Source organism: Alkaliphilus flagellatus (genome assembly GCF_018919215.1).
Taxonomy (GTDB): domain Bacteria; phylum Bacillota; class Clostridia; order Peptostreptococcales; family Natronincolaceae; genus Alkaliphilus_B; species Alkaliphilus_B flagellatus.
The window spans coordinates 1,041,223-1,059,145 of record NZ_JAHLQK010000001.1 but is presented as its reverse complement, the minus strand read 5'-3'; the positions used below and the strand labels follow the sequence as shown (position 1 = coordinate 1,059,145).

Genomic DNA, 17,923 nt, shown 5'->3' with positions numbered 1-17,923 from the left:
TAAAACATCTTCTACTGGTGCTGACTCACCAAGCATAATTCTTGCAGGATCACCAGGTGTAAAATGCATTAAAGTGAATACTATAAATGATACACCTAACATAACAGGGATTAGCATAATAAGTCTTCTTAATATATACTTATGCATTTAAAATCCTCCTTTCTAAATTTTCAAGCTATTATAAAGCATGTTTTGTATAGTATATAAATATAGGAGTATAGGGTCATTTCAACTATGACCCTATAAACATATAATTAATTACAATTAATTTATTCGAAGTACACAGAACCTAATCTATGATGTCCTGCTGGATGTTGTACGAAACCTTTTACATTACTTCTTAAACCATCAACGTTTTCACCGTTGTTTAAGAATATCCATGGAGCGTCATTTCTAACAATTTCTTGAACTTCTAAATATGCTTTTTCTCTTTCGGCTTGGTCTGCACTCTTTCTTGCTTTATCTAACAATTCGTCAACTTTAGCATTTCCATAGAATGTTCTATTACCAGCATCTCCAAATTGTGAAGAGTGGAACAGAGGATATAGACCGTAGTCTGGATCTCCTGTTACTGCTGTCCATCCAAGGATAAACATGTCATGCTCACCTTTAGCTGTACCATCTATATAAGCACCCCATTCAACTACTTTTACTTCAGCTTCAATATTGATTGCTTTTAATTGGTTTTGAACAATTTCAGCTATATCCATTCTTGATTTGTTATCGTTTGTCCAAATAGATGTTTTAAATCCATTTTCAAGACCTGCTTCTTTCATTAGCTCTTTAGCTTTTTCTACATCGTATTCATATGGCACTAATTTTTGGTTTGAAGCCCAAACGTTTGGTCCTAATGGTCCATTAGCTAGCTCTCCAACACCTTGCATTACAGCTTCGATAATTGAATCAACATCTATAGCATGGTTAATAGCTTGACGTACTCTCACATCATCAAAAGGTTTCTTTTGAACGTTAAATCCAATATATGTTGTTGATAAGTTTTCTTGTCTCATTAATACTAGGTTTTTATCTTCTTCTATTCTTTTAACATCAGTTGGTAAAACATCATATACAATATCAACTTCACCAGTTTCAAGGTTAATAGTTCTATTTGTTGCTTCTGATATACTTCTAAATTTAACCTTTTCAACCTTAGCTTTTTCGCCATGATATTCCTCAAATTTTACTAGACTAATTTCATCACCATTTACCCAGTTTTCAAACTTAAATGGACCTGTTCCAACTGGTTTTTGACCATAGTCGCTTCCAGCATCTGTTACAGCTTTTTCATTTAAAATACTTGAACCTGGATGAGCTAAGTGAGAAAGTAGTGGCGCAAATGGTTCTGTAGTAGCAATTCTAATTGTATAATCATCTACTATTTCGATTCCATCTTTATTAATTGCTCCTACAATATGTCCAACATGTGGAGATTCTAAAGCTCTTAAGAATGTAAATTTAACATCACTTGCTTTAAGCTCTTCACCGTTATGGAATTTAACACCTTGCTTTAATTTAAATTCGAATGTTAAATCATTAATCTTTTCCCAAGATTCTGCAAGACCTGGTTGTAACTCCATATTTTCATCTTGTTCTACTAATGTCTCGTTAATTTGCTTAGTAACCCTTGAAGATGCATTATCATTAGTGCCATGTGGGTCTAATGTTTTAGCATCTGAATTTTGAGCTACTACTAATGTGTCTTTTACTCCTCCGTTAGCACCACCAGTAGCGCCGTCACCCGAGTTTCCACATCCAACAGCTACTAATGCTAATACAATTATCATGCTTAATAATGCCAGCATTTTTTTGTTTTTGATCATTTTTACTCCTCCTTAGATGTTAAATTTTTTTGTTTTAGGTAAAAAAGTAGTAATTGCTGCGTCTAATTGCAATTGTAAAAAACAAAATTGCAAATGACATCATATTTGAATTTTTTAGATTAAAAACATTATATAATCTCTCTACTGCTTATTGCAAGGACAATTGTCGAATTTTAAAATATCTTAATATTTGAAAATCACCATCTTTGTGACTTTATTAACCAACCATATATATGTGTATTTCTCAATGCTTAAAGGCACGTTAATTTAAATTTGATTTTTAGACTTTTTTCTCGTTTTTTAAAAAACTTTTAACTTTTCTTAACAAAGTTGACCTAGGTCTGAATTGTTTAAATATTTTATATTTATATATAAAAAAATAATACCTTGCAATAGGATACGAGGTATTATTTTAAGTATATTTATATTTAATTTTAAAATTATAACAACATCAAATCCTAAGACTTATTATTTTTTTGCTCTTGGTGGCATAACAGTAGCAATTCCGTCTAATACAACTATGTCGTCCTGATTCGTACAAGTAGTTTTTAACTTTACCCTCTTCTTATCACTATTTATTTCTATAATTTCTACTGTTGCCTTAACAGTGTCTCCAATTCTAACAGGAGCTAAAAACTTAAGGTCTTGACCTAGATAAATAGTTCCTGGTCCTGGTAAGTACATTCCAAGAACTGCTGATATAAGCCCTGCACTTAACATTCCATGTGCAATTCGTCCTTTAAACATACTGGTTTCTGCTTCTTTTTGATTAATATGAGCTGGATTTAAATCTCCAGTAATTCCTGCATATAAGTATACATCTGTTTCAGTAATTGTCTTTTCAAAGCATGCAGTATCCCCAATATTTAATTCCTCAATTATTTTCCCTCTCATTACAACCCATCTCCTATTCAGCAATATTTTTAATGCTACTATTATAATATAACCAAATATTTCTTTATGCAAGAAAACAAGGAGGTGTTATTCCTCCTTATTTTTATTAAAAATCTTCTTTATTATTTCATCCAAAGGTTTAAAAGAAAAGCTACTAATAGAAAAGATCCTACAGTTCCTACAACGTAGGGAAACAAAACTTGGAAAAATGCTATAATAAATGCTAAAATATCAGTCCAGTCAAATTCTATTTTTTCATTTCGACCATTTTCCCAATATTCTGTTGGATTCTGCTGCGATTGTTTCTTTAACATTTCTACCCCTCCGTTACACTAGTTTTAGATTAATACAAATTATACCAAATGACAAGCTACAAAATGTTTAGTAGCTACCTCTCTAAACTCAGGAACCTCTTCTTTACATCTTTCCATTGCATGGGGACATCTAGTATGGAATCTACATCCACTCGGTGGATTTGCAGGGCTAGGTATATCACCTTTTAGAATAATTCTATTCCTCTTCATCGTTGGATCTGCAATAGGAATAGCAGATAATAGTGCCTGTGTATATGGATGTAGTGGCTGCTTATATAGTTCGTCTTTTGGTGCTAACTCCACTAAGCTACCTAAATACATTACTCCAATTCTGTCACTGATATGTTTTACAACACTAAGGTCATGAGAAATAAATAAATATGTTAGTCCCATGTCTTCCTGAAGATCCATCAGTAAGTTTATAACCTGTGACTGTATAGAAACATCAAGGGCGGAGACTGGTTCGTCACACACTATAAATTCTGGATTTAGTGCTAATGCCCTCGCTATACCAATACGCTGTCTTTGACCTCCACTAAATTCATGTGGATATCTTCTTATATGATAGGGTGCTAAACCACATTTTTCTATAATTTCACTAACCCTATCGTTTACTTCCTTCCCCTTTTTAGCTAATCCATGTTCGACTAAAGCTTCTCCTACAATTTGAGCAACGGTTAGACGTGGGTTTAAGGAGCTATATGGATCTTGGAATACGATCTGCATTTTAGTACGAAGTTTAATTAATTCCTCTTTTGGAAGACTGAAAATTTCACTTCCTTTATAGTAAACTTCACCATCAGTTTTTTCTAGGAGTTTTAGGAGTGTACGACCAGTTGTCGACTTACCACAGCCTGACTCACCTACGATACCTAAAGTCTCTCCCTTTTTAATGGTGAAGGATATGTCTTCAACAGCACGAACATGACCAACTGTTCGTTTTAAAAACCCACCTTTTATCGGAAAATACTTTTTTAAATTTTTAACTACGACTAAGTCCATATTTTCTTTTATTAGTTCTGCCATCTATTCCACCTCTCCTTCATTATCATATAACCAGCAACGAACTTTACGCCCTGTATCTATAGACTTTAATTCCGGAACTTGACTTTGGCATATTTCCATTGCATGACTACATCTTGGATGGAATGAACAGCCTTCTGGCATAGCTAAAGGATTTGGTACACTACCTGGTATTACATCTAATCTCTTTGCTCCACCTTCTAAGCTTGGTTTTGATTTCATTAATCCGACTGTATAAGGATGTTTTGGGTCCTTAAATAAATCTACTACTTCAGCTTCTTCTACTACTCTTCCAGCATACATAACTATAACATGATCTGCCATTTCTGCCACAACTCCTAAGTCATGGGTTATTAACATTATTGCAGTGTTTAGCTTCTCTTTTAATTCTTTCATTAACTCTATAATCTGAGCTTGAATAGTAACGTCTAAAGCAGTGGTTGGCTCATCAGCAATTAAAAGTTTTGGATTACATGATAATGCCATAGCTATCATTGCTCTTTGTCTCATACCACCACTAAATTGATGGGGATAATCATCTACAACTTCTTCTGCTCTTGGTATACCAACAACTTTTAACATTTCAATGCACTTTTCACGTGCGGCTTTTTTATCCATATTTTGATGAAGCATTATAGCTTCCATGATTTGACTTCCAATTGTAAATACAGGGTTTAATGAAGTCATTGGCTCTTGAAATATCATTGCAATATCATTTCCTCTAATTCTTCGCATTTCTGATTCTGATAATTCTACTATATTTTTATCATCAAATATAATTTCTCCATCAACAATTTTACCTGGAGGTGTTGGTATAAGTCGCATAATAGACATTGAAGTAATACTTTTTCCACATCCTGACTCTCCAACTATTCCTAAAGTTTGACCTGGCTTTAAATTAAAATCAACACCATTTACAGCTGGTACAACTCCATCCTCTGTATAAAAGTGGGTCTTTAAGTTTTTTACTTCCAATAAATTTTTCATATCTACACCTCCTACCTATTGTTTTAGTCTTGGATCTAGTGCATCTCTTAATCCATCCCCTAGTAAATTCAAGCTCATAACGGTTATAAATATTGCAAGTCCTGGTGGTATCCATTGCCACCAACGATTTTTAAGTACATATTGATTTTTAGCATCAGTTAACATATTACCCCAAGATGGTGTTGGCGGAGCTACACCTAGACCTAAGAAACTTAGAGAGGATTCTGTTAATATAGCTCCTGCAATTCCTATAGTAGCAGAAACTATTACAGATGCCATAGTATTTGGCAGAAGATGAGCTACAATTTTTCTAAAATCGCTAATACCAAGTGCTGTAGCAGCTTCCATAAATTCTCTTTCTCTTAAAGACAGAATTTCTGCCCTTACGATTCTGGCAATACCTGGCCAACCTAAAACACCTATTACAAGCATAATATTATAAATACTCGGCTTAAGCATAGCAACAATCGTAATAGCTATAGGTAAAAAGGGCAAACAAGCGAAAACGTCTGCAACTCTCATAATTACATTATCTATACTTTTACCATAATATCCAGCTATACCTCCTAATAAAACACCCAGAACTATCCTTATTCCTGTTGAAACAAATCCTACAGTTAGGGAGATTCTACCACCATATAATAGTCTTGTTAAAATATCTCGCCCTAGTGAATCTGTACCTAAAAGATGTTCGCTACCAGGTTTTGCATTTGAATTAACAAGATTAACAGCATCACGTCCATAGGGAGTTAAAAATGGTGCAAATATAGCTGCAGTAGCCATTATTGTTATTACTATTAGTCCTAACATAGCTAATTTATTTCTTTTAAGTCGTTTCCACATTATTTTCCATGGGCCTATTACAGTACTTTCTGTAGCTAAGTTTTTCTCTTTATTAATATCTATTTTTTGTTTTTTTTCACTTATCATATATATTTCCCCCCCTTCTTAATCTACTCTTATTCTAGGGTCTACAAATGCATAGGATATGTCTGCTACTAGGTTACCAAATAAAGTAAAAATAGCTAAAAACATATTTATCCCCATCATTAGTGGATAGTCCCTTTGCAGTACTGCTTGATGTTGAAGTTTACCTATGCCAGGAAGTACGAATACCATTTCAGTCATTAATGCGCCTGAAAATAGGGTAGGTAGAGAAAATCCTAGAAGTGTAATTACAGGTATTAAAGCATTTCTTAAGGCATGTTTATATATTACAACCTTTTCCCTTAAGCCCTTAGCTCTTGCTGTACGTATATAATCTTGTCTAATTACTTCTAGCATACTAGATCTTGTATATCTCATAAAACTTCCTGCACCACTTAAACTAAGAACTACTAAAGGCAATATACTATGTTTAAATATGTCCGGAAAGTTTGTCCTAAATGATAGTGGCATACCAGGAGTTACTAAACCCGATATAGGAAACCATCGAATATCAATAGCAAACCATTTAATTAAAAGTAATGCAAAGAAAAATGTTGGGATAGATATTCCAACTAAGGCAAATACAGTACCACTATAATCAAAGATTGAATACTGTTTTGTCGCCGAAATTACTCCGATAGGTACAGCTATTATTAAACTTATAATTAAGGACACAAAGGAAATATAAAATGTTGCCCACATTCTTTCGCCTATTAGCTTTGCAACAGGCTGCTTTAATTGAATTGAGTTACCAAAGTTCCCTTTTAGCATATTACTAATGTAATCGATATATTGTTCTGGTCCCGATTTATCAAGCCCATAGGCTTCTTCTAATCTTTGAAGTTGCTCTACAGTCATGTTTGGATCTGAATAAAATGATGCTAGGGGAGACCCTGGAGCTAATTGAAATATAGAAAAAAGCAAAATACTAACTCCAATCAAGATTGGAATTTGCTGTAGTAATCTTCTTACAATAAACTTACCCATATATAATCCTCCTTCTGTAAGGTTTAGTAAGTACATATAGCCTAGAGAGACTAGGCTATATGTATATAAAATTAATTAAGACCTTTAATTATTTAACTATTTCAATTAAATGAGAATTTGTTGACCACTCAGTAAACTCTGTTGGATTAAAGTTCTTAACTCTCTTGTTTACTAACCATGGGTTCATTCTTACATAAACGAATATATATGGTAGTTCTTCGTTAAATTCTTTAGCAAGCTCTAAGTAAATATCTTTACGCTTTGCTTGATCAAATTCAGCTTGACCTTTAACCATTAATTCTTCAATTTTATCATTTTGGAAATATCCTTTGTTGTTTCCTGGAGGGAATGTAGTTTTACTGAAAGTAGAATACATATCTGGGTCTGCAGTTAAACTCCAAGCCGCATTAGTAATATCCCACTTACCTTTATTACCTGGATCACTTGTTAACTCTGATAAAGAGTTAAAGTCCATTAAAACGATTTCACAATCTACACCGATTTGCTTCCAGTTTTCTGCCGCTAGAGCACTAACCTTTGTAGACCATTCTGCCTCATTGTAAGATGTCCATTTAAATGCTAATTTCTTTCCATCTTTGTATCTAAATCCATCACTACCCATTACCCAGCCAGCTTGATCTAATAATTCTCCAGCTTTTTCTGGATTATATTTATATTCATTTAATTGGCTTAGGTCTGGATATGCCCAGGATACTGGTGAAATTGGAGTATGGGCAACTTGACCACCCAAGTCACCAAAGAAGGACTGAACAAATCCATGTCTATCTAGTCCATAAACAAGAGCTTGCCTAACTAATTTGTCTTGGAAAATTGGGTTTGTAAAGTTAAATGCAGCATATGCATAACCGTTATTCCAGTTATTAATTAATTCTGAATGCTCATAACCTTCTATAACCTCGTAGTTTTCCTTAGCGTTTTCAAAGTTTACAGCATCTACAGAACCGACTTCAAACTCTGCTAATTCGTTTTCGTTAGCAACTACTTTCCATATAATACCATCAAGTTTTGGAGCACCTTGCCAGTAATCTTTGTTAGGCTCTAACTCTACATATTGCTCAACTTCATATTTCTTTAATTTAAATGCTCCATTTCCTAATGGATCGCGGTCTAAAGCTGCCATTTCCTCTGCATTTGCTTTTTCATAATAGTGTTTTGGTACTGGGCAAAAATTTGCTATTTGTCTTAATGTAACTGACATAGCTTTTTCTACAATAACTTCAACTGTATATTTATCTAATGCCTTTATACCTTCTGCAACTTCTGTTTTTCCATCTTTTACATCCTTAGCACCAACTATACTTTGCATCCCTGCGATATATAGTCTACCTTTATAATCTGGTGCTAATATTGTGTTATAGCTGAATACAACGTCATCAGCAGTTACTTCAGTTCCGTCATGCCATTTTATACCTTCTCGTAAATGGAAAGTATAAACTAATCCATCATCAGATACTTTATATTCCTTAGTTAAAGAACCATCTGTAGTTAAAGCTCCACTTGGCTCAACTTGTAGTAATGGATCAAATATTAATTCGTATATGTATCGATCATACACTGTACTAGATGTAAGTGGGTTAAATATACCCTGCGGGCTTGTTCCACCTACTGTTAACACATTACCTCTTTCAGAACCTGGATAAACTGCACCTGGTTCTTCTGCCACTTCATTTCCTGGGCCCGGTTCAACCGCAGCCGGTTCCTTAGGTGTACAACCTATAAGGAATGTAGATACTACCATTGCGAAAATCAATAATAATACAACACTTTTTTTCAACATTCTGTTTCCCCCTTAAATATTTTTATTGGTTTAAAATTATAGTAAATATTTTTAAGCATACCCCCTTTCAAATTATAATTTAGTTTTAAAAGTCGTAAATGCTATAAATATTTATATTTTTTGTATAACTATATCTATGTTTTATTTTTCTTGCTAGATACAAAATAGCTTGATTATACTATATATAGTGGTTCAAATTTATTATTATTTGTTATTAGTTTAAAAATATTCATCGATCCTTAATAATAGTAATCCTTATTTTATTACATTTTATTAATAATTTCAATAACTTTATTTAATATTTGTAATAATTTTCAGTATTCAGATAATAGTCCTTAGTTTTATAGTTTTAATCTACTACCTGTTGCCTTTAAGTTCACCACTTCCTTTGAGATAACATAAGGACTATATGTAAAAGTTGTTAATATGATAAATACTGTTAAAAACATAATTGTCAATTTTAAATAATTCTTTGTCTGAGTCTCTTTATTAAATATCCAGGTTACAAACAAAGAAAATAATAGAATTAATAGAATAACTATATATTGGGAGTTATAAAAAGATAGTAGTTTAGGATAAATAATAGAGTATCTATAGTCATAAAAATTATTAAATCCCTTCATAAATACAATGTAAGTAACTAGTGACACAAATAATAAGTAATTGATCTTATTAAATTTCTTTGAAAAATAATGTAATATAGTTATGATTAAAATAATCAATAGTAGAACAATACTTAAATAGGCTATCATAGGTAAAGTAGTAAAAATATTATTAGCTAACATATAACCTAAGGAAATGGACGTAACATTAACATCTTGTATAAGCAGTCCTGTAACTTCACTTATATTATGCTTAGTTTGCATAATTAAAACAGTAATGAAAAACGACATCAATAAATATGTGGTTATAATCGGTTTAGAATTTAACCTTAATCCTAGTTTATTTTGTTTAGATTTATTTGATATATAACATTAGTTAATATTTGGCTCTTTAATGGGATGAGATTCTGGATAAATAATTACGCTAGTTTTTCCTATATAGTATAATCTGTCATCTACTTCTTCTTGACTAAGTCCTAGCTTTTTTATGCTATCATCTTCATAATTAATAAGAATAGCTTTATCTTTAAATTTATCACTACCTTCAATAAGCTCTTTAGAATTAATAACATGTGTTATATTTCCTTTAAAGCTCCCTCCCATACTCATATTATCTAGTCTAATTGTAAAGTCTTTCCCTTCCTCATATGAATCAACTATATCTCCATTGTTATTAATTACATTAAACCTTGGTGATCCATTCCATTCAAAACTAACCGTTTCAAATTCTTTTTTATATCCTTCTTCAACAAAACTATGTAATCCAATGGATTTAAAGTGATTTTCTATATATTCCAATGTTTTTTCATTACCTTTAGTACCAATTAACCTTCCCTCATATTTTGCTGATGTTAATATATCTATATGGGATTTAATATTAATTTCCTCAATATTTGTTTTTATTGGCTGTCCAATAGCATAGCCAGTTATAAAAAGGAAAACAAATAATAGGAGAAAAATTAATTTTAAATATGCATTCTTCAAATTTGTTACCTCCTAGGTCTTTTGGACTATTTAGAATTTTATACTATATTCTATATATTCTGTATTTATCCTGCTAATATTTTCTAAATCTTATATATTTCTTAATCTATAGATATGCATATTAACTTAACCTATTCTTACAATATGATCCAAGCCTTTATTTAAACACATTCTACAAAATGTATATTTAATAAGATTTATACTTTTCTATAGGTCATAAAACTAGAAGGATTACAATCCATCCCTAGAAAATAATGATATAATATAATAGAATACAACGAATATTAACAGGAGGAGCATTTCATACTATGGATATTAAATTGATTAAAGAAACAATAAAAAACAAGAAACCTGTTATTCTAGATATTATTTATGAATCTGCAGTTATTGTTCCAATAATTAAAGTAGATGGAGACTACCATATTCTTTTCCAAGTTCGATCCTTTTCGCTTAATACCCAGCCAGGTGAAATATGTTTTCCAGGGGGTAGATTAGAAGATAATGAAGATGCATTCAGTTGCGCTATACGAGAAACATCTGAAGAACTAAATATTTCTAAAGACAATATTGAAATTTTAGGTGAGCTAGATTACTTAGTAACTCCATTTAATATGGCTATATATTCATTTTGTGGAATTCTTAATGATGTTCAATTTAATTCTATTGAATATAACAAGGATGAAGTTTCTTCTATATTTTCTGTACCTATAAAGGAGTTGTTAAAACAAGAGCCTCAAGTAAGTAACATGACAATCCATACTGAGCCCATAGACAATTTTCCATTCCAGTTAGTGCAAAATGGAAAAGCATATGATTGGAAGTCAGGTATATACCCAGTTTATTTTTATAAGTACAAAGATCATACCATATGGGGAATTACTGCTAAAATATTAAAAGGTTTTTTAGATACATTGAAATAACACTCGTCGGATACCACGCAAAAAAGAAGAACCTATTAGTCTCCAACTATAGGTTCTTCTTCTGTATTTGCCTGAAAATAGTCAACTATCTTCTGTATGCTATTGTTTTTTGAAGTAAAGTAGTAGCCTTCTATATAAATAAACTTATCTTTTATTAACCCATAAATAGGTTCACTTGATGCAGGATAAAAGCTTACTGTGGCAACTACATTTCCTTCAGAGGAATGTTCATAATTATCTATGGTACTATGTGCAAATATATCCTCTACTACTTTATTAATCTTTTCTCTAGTACTTATTTTGCCTATAATTTGATTGTCAAGATTTTTAACTTCAATACTAGTAGACTTGTCCAATAGATCTCTTAATTGTATTAATGTAAAACTATCCTGTTTTTTCATTTCTTCATTAATAATCGAATCAGCTAGGCCTATATCCTCTTGTTTTAATGAATTATTATCCCCTTGTTTCCCTGTACATCCTGTCATCATAATAACTATAACACTAATTACAATTATCAATACAAGTAAGTGGTTTCTTATTAATTTCAAAGCTATCACCTTCTTAATTAAATTTAAGCTTAATAATCTTATTTCTATTATTGCTTTTATTTTAAAATCTATAATTCAATAATATATTTTTTAAAATATTTATATTGTACTTTTATTAATCCAACTACTACCTTGGAGTTTGTTATTAACTTTGAGCCTGACCAAAGTATTTTTAACATTAACCGTTAATAATTTTTTCGTAATTTACTCTCACTCCATCATCTAAATTTATATTTTTTATTTTATCAATAATTGATTCTTTATGTCTATGCATATATATTAAAAATTTAGAGTCTGCTTCTTTATTACAATCTAACATCCAATAAATTGGTCTTTTTTGATATATCTTTACATGATCTAAAAAGAAGTCCTTAAGAAAGTAACGTCTTAATTTTTCATTTGCAGTTTCATTTGTTTCTTCATATAAAACTGTAGCAACATAATTTAAGTTTTCCTCTAATGTCTCTTCTCCAAAGGTGATTTTTACAAACTCAATAAATCTACTTACTATATCATCTTTAGAATATTTGTTCCCCGTAATAGGGATCATATTATCTGTTACAATATTAATAGAAGATTTTTTCCATCCGCTCTTAGTATTTACTCTCCAATCCCCATCTTGAAATTTAAATTTATACCCAAAATTTCCACCAGCATAAATAAGACCTTCCTCATCTAGAGAATATCTCCCAAACATGCAACCTATCCCATATGAAATAAAGGATTTAATATCTCTTTCTTCCTTAGCTCTTTTAATTGTTATATTTTCATCTTCAACTTCAGGAGTAAGCTCTTCTTGTATTCCATAAATATTAATAAATATGCTATTTAACTTTTCTTCATTTTGCTTTAATCTATTAAATTGATATTCTGTAAAATCTGCCCAATTTTTATAGGCTTCCTTAATTGTTTTAGCTTTTAACTTATAATGTAATATCGGGTGTTTTTTAAAATCCCATGAGGTTTCAAAGGAATCCCAGTCATTTTTTGAAATATTAATATTTTCAATAACTAAATTATCAATATCTCCATATATATCATTATCTGCTGGTTCAATTATTGGTATATTTTTTATATCTCCAACTTGTATATTGAGACTAGGGTTTAAGAACTTCATATAATGATTTGATAATTTAGAAGCAACCAAACCTAAAATGTAATAAAGCTTGCTTTTTTCAACAAATATCATAGATCCAGCAACATCGAAAATAAAGCCCTTCGGTGAAAGCCTAGGTCCAATATCCTTTCCAATAAAGGTATAGGTTATTCCTTCTTTGAAATAAAATTCTTCGTTTTTTATTGTTCTAGTATAGTTACCATATAAATTTTCCGCGTACTCCTTAATTTCATAACCATCATTTTCCCAGTTTATAACAAAATAATTATTGCCATACCACTTTCTATATCCTCCACCTTTATTATATGGAACCCATTTATAGTTTAGGATATTAGAACTTGTATTAGAAAACCATATTTTCTCCATATCTACCTCATACCAATATCTTAAAAACCTATTATTATCTGAAGTAGCCATACCCTGTCTAGGTCTTCCTACTTCATCTAATTTTTTGCCATTTTCAAAGGTCTTAATCGTATTTTCTCCAATCCAGAATGCTATTTTACAACCTGGTATTCTTTTGAAAATATTTTGATTTATAATAAACTTATTCTCACTGTTCTTTAACACTTTACCTTCTACTTTTTTATCTTGCTCTCCTTCTCTATCAACTAATTTAATAAATGTAGATTTAGTCCCTACATTACATTTTCTAATTACAAAAGTACTAATAGATACTGATGCATCTTTAAATCCATCATCCTCTAATTGGATCAAGCTTAGTAACTGATAGTTGTTAATTATATCCTTTCTTAAATTCTCATAGGATGAAATAAATTGCCATACATTTGGAGTCATGAAACCAGCAAGGCCATTATCCTTTGTAAAACTCATATTCCTCACCATAAATACGGAAAATAAATCATATTTATAGTCCCAATAGTGCTCTTCTACAAATCTTTTCAGTATATTATTAAACTTCCTTAGTCCACTGTAGGGAGGATTTGCCACAACTACATCATACTTTCGGCTCATAATCTTTCCCTGCTTAATCAAAAGAGGTAATTTCTCTAATATAATTTGTCTGTGTTGAAACTGAAATAGATCTGAGGCGGGTAACCTTCTGATTTCTTCGATTTTCCTTTCTAAGGACTCAAAGTCAATAGATTTTATATCAAGTAATGCCCCATACTCTTTAGCATCTTGGAAAGTATTAACTAAATACTCCACAGCATCCCTAGAAACTTGATTTTTTAAATTAGATACCTCTGTGCTTATGAAAAAATCTATTGTCTCTTTAGAAATTTCGTTACTTTCTTGAACAGTTGCCAAGTTTAACCTCGGTTGATATTTAAAAATATTTTCATTTTTACTTCTTGCTTTCATTAAAAGTGCAAATGCTGCTAATTTTCCAACTCTGTCATCTACATCTAGTCCATAAAGATTTTTCTCCAATATAAGTATTGGAATTTCTTCTTTTGAATAACCTAAACTGGAGTAAATATCATAAAAAACATCAAAGGCATATACTAAAATATGTCCGCTCCCCATTGCAGGATCAAGCACCATTATTTTTTCAGGATCTAGGTCTGAACTTATACATTTTTTTAGGAGTTTATCATTTCTTAGATTAACATCTACATCTTCTATAAAGTACTCCCATTTTTTTCTTAACACTTCATTTGGATAGGATTCTAGCCAGAGCTTCCCTAGGGAATTTTCTACCATGTATTTAACAATCCATTTTGGTGTAAATATTTGTGTAGCAACAGGAATATTTTGTTTTATTAGCTTTTTCTTTTTAAGATCTGAAAATACCTCTTCTTTACTTATTGAAAAGTAGTACTGATGGAGCCATCCTATTATTTCTATACCACAGTCACCTTTTTCTACTTCTAGTTTCTGTCCGTCACAACTTAATCCAATACTCCAATAGAATTCTTCTATATCTTGTAATAAATCTATAATAATAGTGGATTTGTAAAAAATATTATCAGGGAATAATAACTCAATATAATCCTCAATCTTTTCAAAAATTGTAGGCATTTGTTCTGCTAACTCATTACATATATTAATGAAAGTATATTTATCAAACTCATCCTTTTTAAAATTAAAGGATATATAATCATTTACTTCCATAAACCTAATAGCTATTAATCGAATAAACCAAATATATGCAACATCCTCAATCAATTGTTCAAATCCATTTTCTTTAATTTTACTAATCAAGTTGCTCCTTTGTTTTATTTCATATTTTTTAAAAGTTTTACTATCTTTTCCGCCCTTTACTTTAAAGCCGTCTTCTAAATATTCCATCTCTAATATATAATTCTTTGTAATGCCAAGATCATAGATTTTTGCAATAATGCCTTCAGTCAATTTATGTCTTGCCTTAAGAGCAAAATTTTTAATTGCTGTTTTATCCATCTATATTTCTCCTTATTACTTATATATTTTAATATATATTCCTTCAATACCATGGGGCAATCCTTTCTAATATAATAATTATAAAATTCTACAAACTTAGCTTAAATCCTTTTTTATCTTCGGTTATTGCCCGCAATATTGATAATGTGCTAAAATTAACTTAATCTATGCTAATATTGGAGGCGAAGTTATGGAGATATTCAAAATTGCATTAGATCTTGTAAATAGTCTTTCTCTAATGTTTGTTATAACATTTCTATTATCAAAAACTAATTCATTTAAAAACTTAGTTTTAAATAAACAAAATACTTTTTACAATAAAATATTTTTAACTATAATATTTGGACTTTTTGGTATTTTTGGCACCTACTATGGATTTCCTATAGATGGTGCTATTGCCAATTCTAGAGCAATAGGGGTTGTAGTAGCAGGATTATTGGGAGGCCCAGTTGTAGGTATTGGCTCTGGACTTATTGCAGGTATCCATAGATGGGCCATTGACATTGGAGGTTTTACAGCCTTTGCATGTATGTTATCTACCATTTGTGAAGGTATAATTGGAAGTATTGCATATAAGTACAAGAACAAAGTAAAAAGAAAGTGGTTACTAGGATTTTATATTACTGTAGTAGCAGAAATACTACAGATGAGCATTGTAGCCATTGTAGTTAAACCCTATGCTTCAGCCATTAAGCTAGTAGGAAAAATAGCTATCCCTATGACCTTAGTAAACTCTGTAGGGGTTGCATTGTTTATCATACTGTTGGAAAGTATTTATAAGGAACAACAAAGGGAAGCCGCAGCACAATCGGAATTAGCTCTAAAAATTGCAGACAAAACCCTACCAATATTAAGAAATGGTATTAACAGAGAAACTGCTTTAGCAACTTGCAATATAATATATTCAATAGCCAAGGTAGATGCAGTAGCAATTACGGAGGGATCCGAAATCCTTGCCCACGTTGGTATTGGCTCAGACCATCATTTACCTGGGGAAATGATAAAGACCTCTGCTACTAAAACAGTACTTGAAACTGAAAAATCTATTATTGTAGAGAATCATAACAAAATTGGATGCCAAAATAAATCCTGTAAACTTAAATCCGCTATTATTGTTCCTTTAGCTAAGAAAGATCGAGTTATAGGAGTATTAAAAATATATAAAACTAAAGAAAATGGGATTTCAGATGTAGATGTACAATTGGCGGAAGGATTAGCTAAACTTTTTTCAACTCAAATTGAACTTGCAGAGATAGATTATAATGCTAAGCTTTTATCTAAAGCCGAATTAAAAGCATTGCAAGCCCAAATTAATCCTCATTTTCTTTTTAATGCATTAAACACTATAGTATCTATGTGTAGAATAAATCCCGAAATTGCTAGAAAGTTATTAATAAATCTAGGCAACTTCCTAAGAGAAGGCTTTAAAGAAAACAACGATATAGTAGATATAGATAATGAAATAAAACATGTAGAAGCCTATTTAGAAATTGAACAGGCGAGGTTTGGAGATAAATTAAAAGTAGTCTATGATATAAATACTGATAACTTTCAAATTCCGCACCTAATACTACAACCATTAGTAGAAAATGCTGTGAAACACGGTATATACCCTAAAAAAGAAGGGGGAACAATTGCTATAGCTGTAAAGGATGGTGGGGATTGCTATAATATAAAAATTGAAGACAATGGTGTTGGATTTGACCGACCCTTTGAAAAACCAACTAATCATGGAATAGGAATAAACAATATAGATAAGAGGCTTAAATCTATATATGGAAGTGATTATGGGCTAAAAATTGAAAGTAAGAAAAGCTTAGGCACTAAAGTTTTAGTTAATATTCCAAAAAGGAGTGCTTAATATTGAATATAAGAGCTGTAATAATTGATGATGAATATCTATCAATTGAAGAATTAGCATTTTTATTATCTAAAATTCCTTATATAGATATTGTTGGAAAGGCTGATTGTGGTATTGAAGGATTAGACCTAGTAAAAAAATTAAGGCCTGATTTAGTTTTTGTTGATGTAAGGATGCCTGATATTGACGGAGTTCAACTTAGCAAAGAAATTAATAAACTAAATATTGAATGTAAAATCATTTTTACTACCGCCTATGACCAATATGCTATCGAAGCCTTTGATGTAGATGCCATTGACTATATATTAAAGCCCTACGAAGAAGAAAGGGTTTTAAAGGCGGTTTCTAAGGCAAGATATCTAATAGAAAACAATCATACAAATAATCATAAAGTATCGACAAACAATATTTCTCTCAATAAGCTTCCTGTACTAAAGAATGACAAGTTACTTTTAATAGATGTAGAGGACATTCTTCTAATATATACAGAGGATAGAAGTATATTTATAAAAACAGATAAAGAAATTTTTTCCTCTAGTAGTTCTCTACAAGAACTAGAAGAAAAACTTAGTGAAAAAGGTTTTTTTAGAACCCATAGAAGTTATTTAGTTAATCTTAATAAGATAAAGGAAATTTCACCATGGTTCAACGGCTCCTATGTAGCAATTGTAGAAGGACTTAATGAGGAAATACCAATAAGTAGAAATCAAGTAAAGCTATTTAAACAAATATTAGGAATTTAATACTAGCCTTTCGACACAAAAAACAGGT

Annotated in this window: 14 protein-coding genes and 1 pseudogene; 3 read left to right on the top strand and 12 right to left on the bottom strand. The window is 31.0% G+C overall.

Annotated features, from left to right (window positions below; all coding sequences use genetic code 11):
• The 10 genes and pseudogenes from KQI88_RS18555 to KQI88_RS04905 all read right to left on the bottom strand — a co-directional run.
• Window positions 1–147, bottom strand: a pseudogene (locus tag KQI88_RS18555) (ABC transporter permease); the annotation flags it as partial.
• 122 nt (window positions 148–269) lie between these two features.
• Window positions 270–1,820, bottom strand: coding sequence for a glutathione ABC transporter substrate-binding protein (locus KQI88_RS04945; RefSeq protein WP_216415207.1), 1,551 nt, complete (start codon window positions 1,818–1,820; stop codon window positions 270–272).
• 468 nt (window positions 1,821–2,288) lie between these two features.
• Window positions 2,289–2,714, bottom strand: a complete 426-nt coding sequence (locus KQI88_RS04940) for a MaoC family dehydratase (protein ID WP_216415206.1) — start codon at window positions 2,712–2,714, stop codon at window positions 2,289–2,291.
• A 122-nt stretch (window positions 2,715–2,836) separates the two neighbouring features.
• On the bottom strand, window positions 2,837–3,028 hold the full coding sequence (locus tag KQI88_RS04935) for a hypothetical protein (RefSeq protein ID WP_216415205.1): 192 nt from the start codon (window positions 3,026–3,028) through the stop codon (window positions 2,837–2,839).
• 39 nt (window positions 3,029–3,067) lie between these two features.
• A complete protein-coding gene (locus KQI88_RS04930; protein ID WP_216415204.1) occupies window positions 3,068–4,054 on the bottom strand; it encodes an ABC transporter ATP-binding protein in 987 nt (328 codons plus the stop codon).
• Window positions 4,055–5,038, bottom strand: coding sequence for an ABC transporter ATP-binding protein (locus tag KQI88_RS04925; RefSeq protein ID WP_216415203.1), 984 nt, complete (start codon window positions 5,036–5,038; stop codon window positions 4,055–4,057).
• A 15-nt stretch (window positions 5,039–5,053) separates the two neighbouring features.
• Window positions 5,054–5,968 carry an oligopeptide ABC transporter permease gene (gene opp4C, locus KQI88_RS04920; protein WP_216415202.1) on the bottom strand — a complete coding sequence of 305 codons (915 nt, stop codon included), beginning with the start codon at window positions 5,966–5,968 and terminating at the stop codon, window positions 5,054–5,056.
• Window positions 5,969–5,986: 18 nt separating this feature from the next.
• Window positions 5,987–6,952, bottom strand: a complete 966-nt coding sequence (locus KQI88_RS04915; protein WP_216415201.1) for an ABC transporter permease — start codon at window positions 6,950–6,952, stop codon at window positions 5,987–5,989.
• 88 nt (window positions 6,953–7,040) lie between these two features.
• Window positions 7,041–8,750, bottom strand: coding sequence for an ABC transporter substrate-binding protein (locus tag KQI88_RS04910; RefSeq protein WP_246579108.1), 1,710 nt, complete (start codon window positions 8,748–8,750; stop codon window positions 7,041–7,043).
• 974 nt (window positions 8,751–9,724) lie between these two features.
• On the bottom strand, window positions 9,725–10,336 hold the full coding sequence (locus KQI88_RS04905) for a hypothetical protein (protein ID WP_216415200.1): 612 nt from the start codon (window positions 10,334–10,336) through the stop codon (window positions 9,725–9,727).
• 308 nt (window positions 10,337–10,644) lie between these two features.
• Between KQI88_RS04905 and KQI88_RS04900 the strand changes: the two genes are divergently transcribed.
• Window positions 10,645–11,256, top strand: coding sequence for an NUDIX hydrolase (locus tag KQI88_RS04900; RefSeq protein ID WP_216415199.1), 612 nt, complete (start codon window positions 10,645–10,647; stop codon window positions 11,254–11,256).
• A 35-nt stretch (window positions 11,257–11,291) separates the two neighbouring features.
• On the opposite strand, the gene KQI88_RS04895 is transcribed toward KQI88_RS04900, so the two are convergent.
• Window positions 11,292–11,807 (bottom strand): hypothetical protein, encoded by a 516-nt coding sequence (locus KQI88_RS04895; RefSeq protein WP_216415198.1) that lies wholly within the window; start codon window positions 11,805–11,807, stop codon window positions 11,292–11,294.
• A gap of 178 nt (window positions 11,808–11,985) precedes the next feature.
• Window positions 11,986–15,291, bottom strand: a complete 3,306-nt coding sequence (gene pglX, locus KQI88_RS04890; RefSeq protein WP_216415197.1) for a BREX-1 system adenine-specific DNA-methyltransferase PglX — start codon at window positions 15,289–15,291, stop codon at window positions 11,986–11,988.
• A gap of 190 nt (window positions 15,292–15,481) precedes the next feature.
• On the opposite strand from pglX, the gene KQI88_RS04885 reads away from it, so the two are divergent.
• Window positions 15,482–17,152, top strand: coding sequence for a sensor histidine kinase (locus tag KQI88_RS04885; protein ID WP_216415196.1), 1,671 nt, complete (start codon window positions 15,482–15,484; stop codon window positions 17,150–17,152).
• Window positions 17,153–17,154: 2 nt separating this feature from the next.
• The gene (locus tag KQI88_RS04880; protein ID WP_216415195.1) at window positions 17,155–17,895 is read left to right on the top strand and encodes a LytR/AlgR family response regulator transcription factor; all 741 of its coding nucleotides are present in this window, start codon (window positions 17,155–17,157) and stop codon (window positions 17,893–17,895) included.
• The last annotated feature ends 28 nt before the right edge of the window (window positions 17,896–17,923 follow it).

Bases quoted from the DNA above. Each gene is read 5' to 3' on its own strand.
- KQI88_RS04885 (WP_216415196.1), top strand. From the start codon at position 15,482: ATGGAGATATTCAAAATTGCATTAGATCTTGTAAATAGTCTTTCTCTA.
- KQI88_RS04945 (WP_216415207.1), bottom strand. From the start codon at position 1,820: ATGATCAAAAACAAAAAAATGCTGGCATTATTAAGCATGATAATTGTA.
- opp4C (WP_216415202.1), bottom strand. From the start codon at position 5,968: ATGATAAGTGAAAAAAAACAAAAAATAGATATTAATAAAGAGAAAAAC.
- KQI88_RS04935 (WP_216415205.1), bottom strand. From the start codon at position 3,028: ATGTTAAAGAAACAATCGCAGCAGAATCCAACAGAATATTGGGAAAAT.
- KQI88_RS04915 (WP_216415201.1), bottom strand. From the start codon at position 6,952: ATGGGTAAGTTTATTGTAAGAAGATTACTACAGCAAATTCCAATCTTG.
- KQI88_RS04925 (WP_216415203.1), bottom strand. From the start codon at position 5,038: ATGAAAAATTTATTGGAAGTAAAAAACTTAAAGACCCACTTTTATACA.
- KQI88_RS04940 (WP_216415206.1), bottom strand. From the start codon at position 2,714: ATGAGAGGGAAAATAATTGAGGAATTAAATATTGGGGATACTGCATGC.
- pglX (WP_216415197.1), bottom strand. From the start codon at position 15,291: ATGGATAAAACAGCAATTAAAAATTTTGCTCTTAAGGCAAGACATAAA.
- KQI88_RS04930 (WP_216415204.1), bottom strand. From the start codon at position 4,054: ATGGCAGAACTAATAAAAGAAAATATGGACTTAGTCGTAGTTAAAAAT.
- KQI88_RS04900 (WP_216415199.1), top strand. From the start codon at position 10,645: ATGGATATTAAATTGATTAAAGAAACAATAAAAAACAAGAAACCTGTT.
- KQI88_RS04910 (WP_246579108.1), bottom strand. From the start codon at position 8,750: ATGTTGAAAAAAAGTGTTGTATTATTATTGATTTTCGCAATGGTAGTA.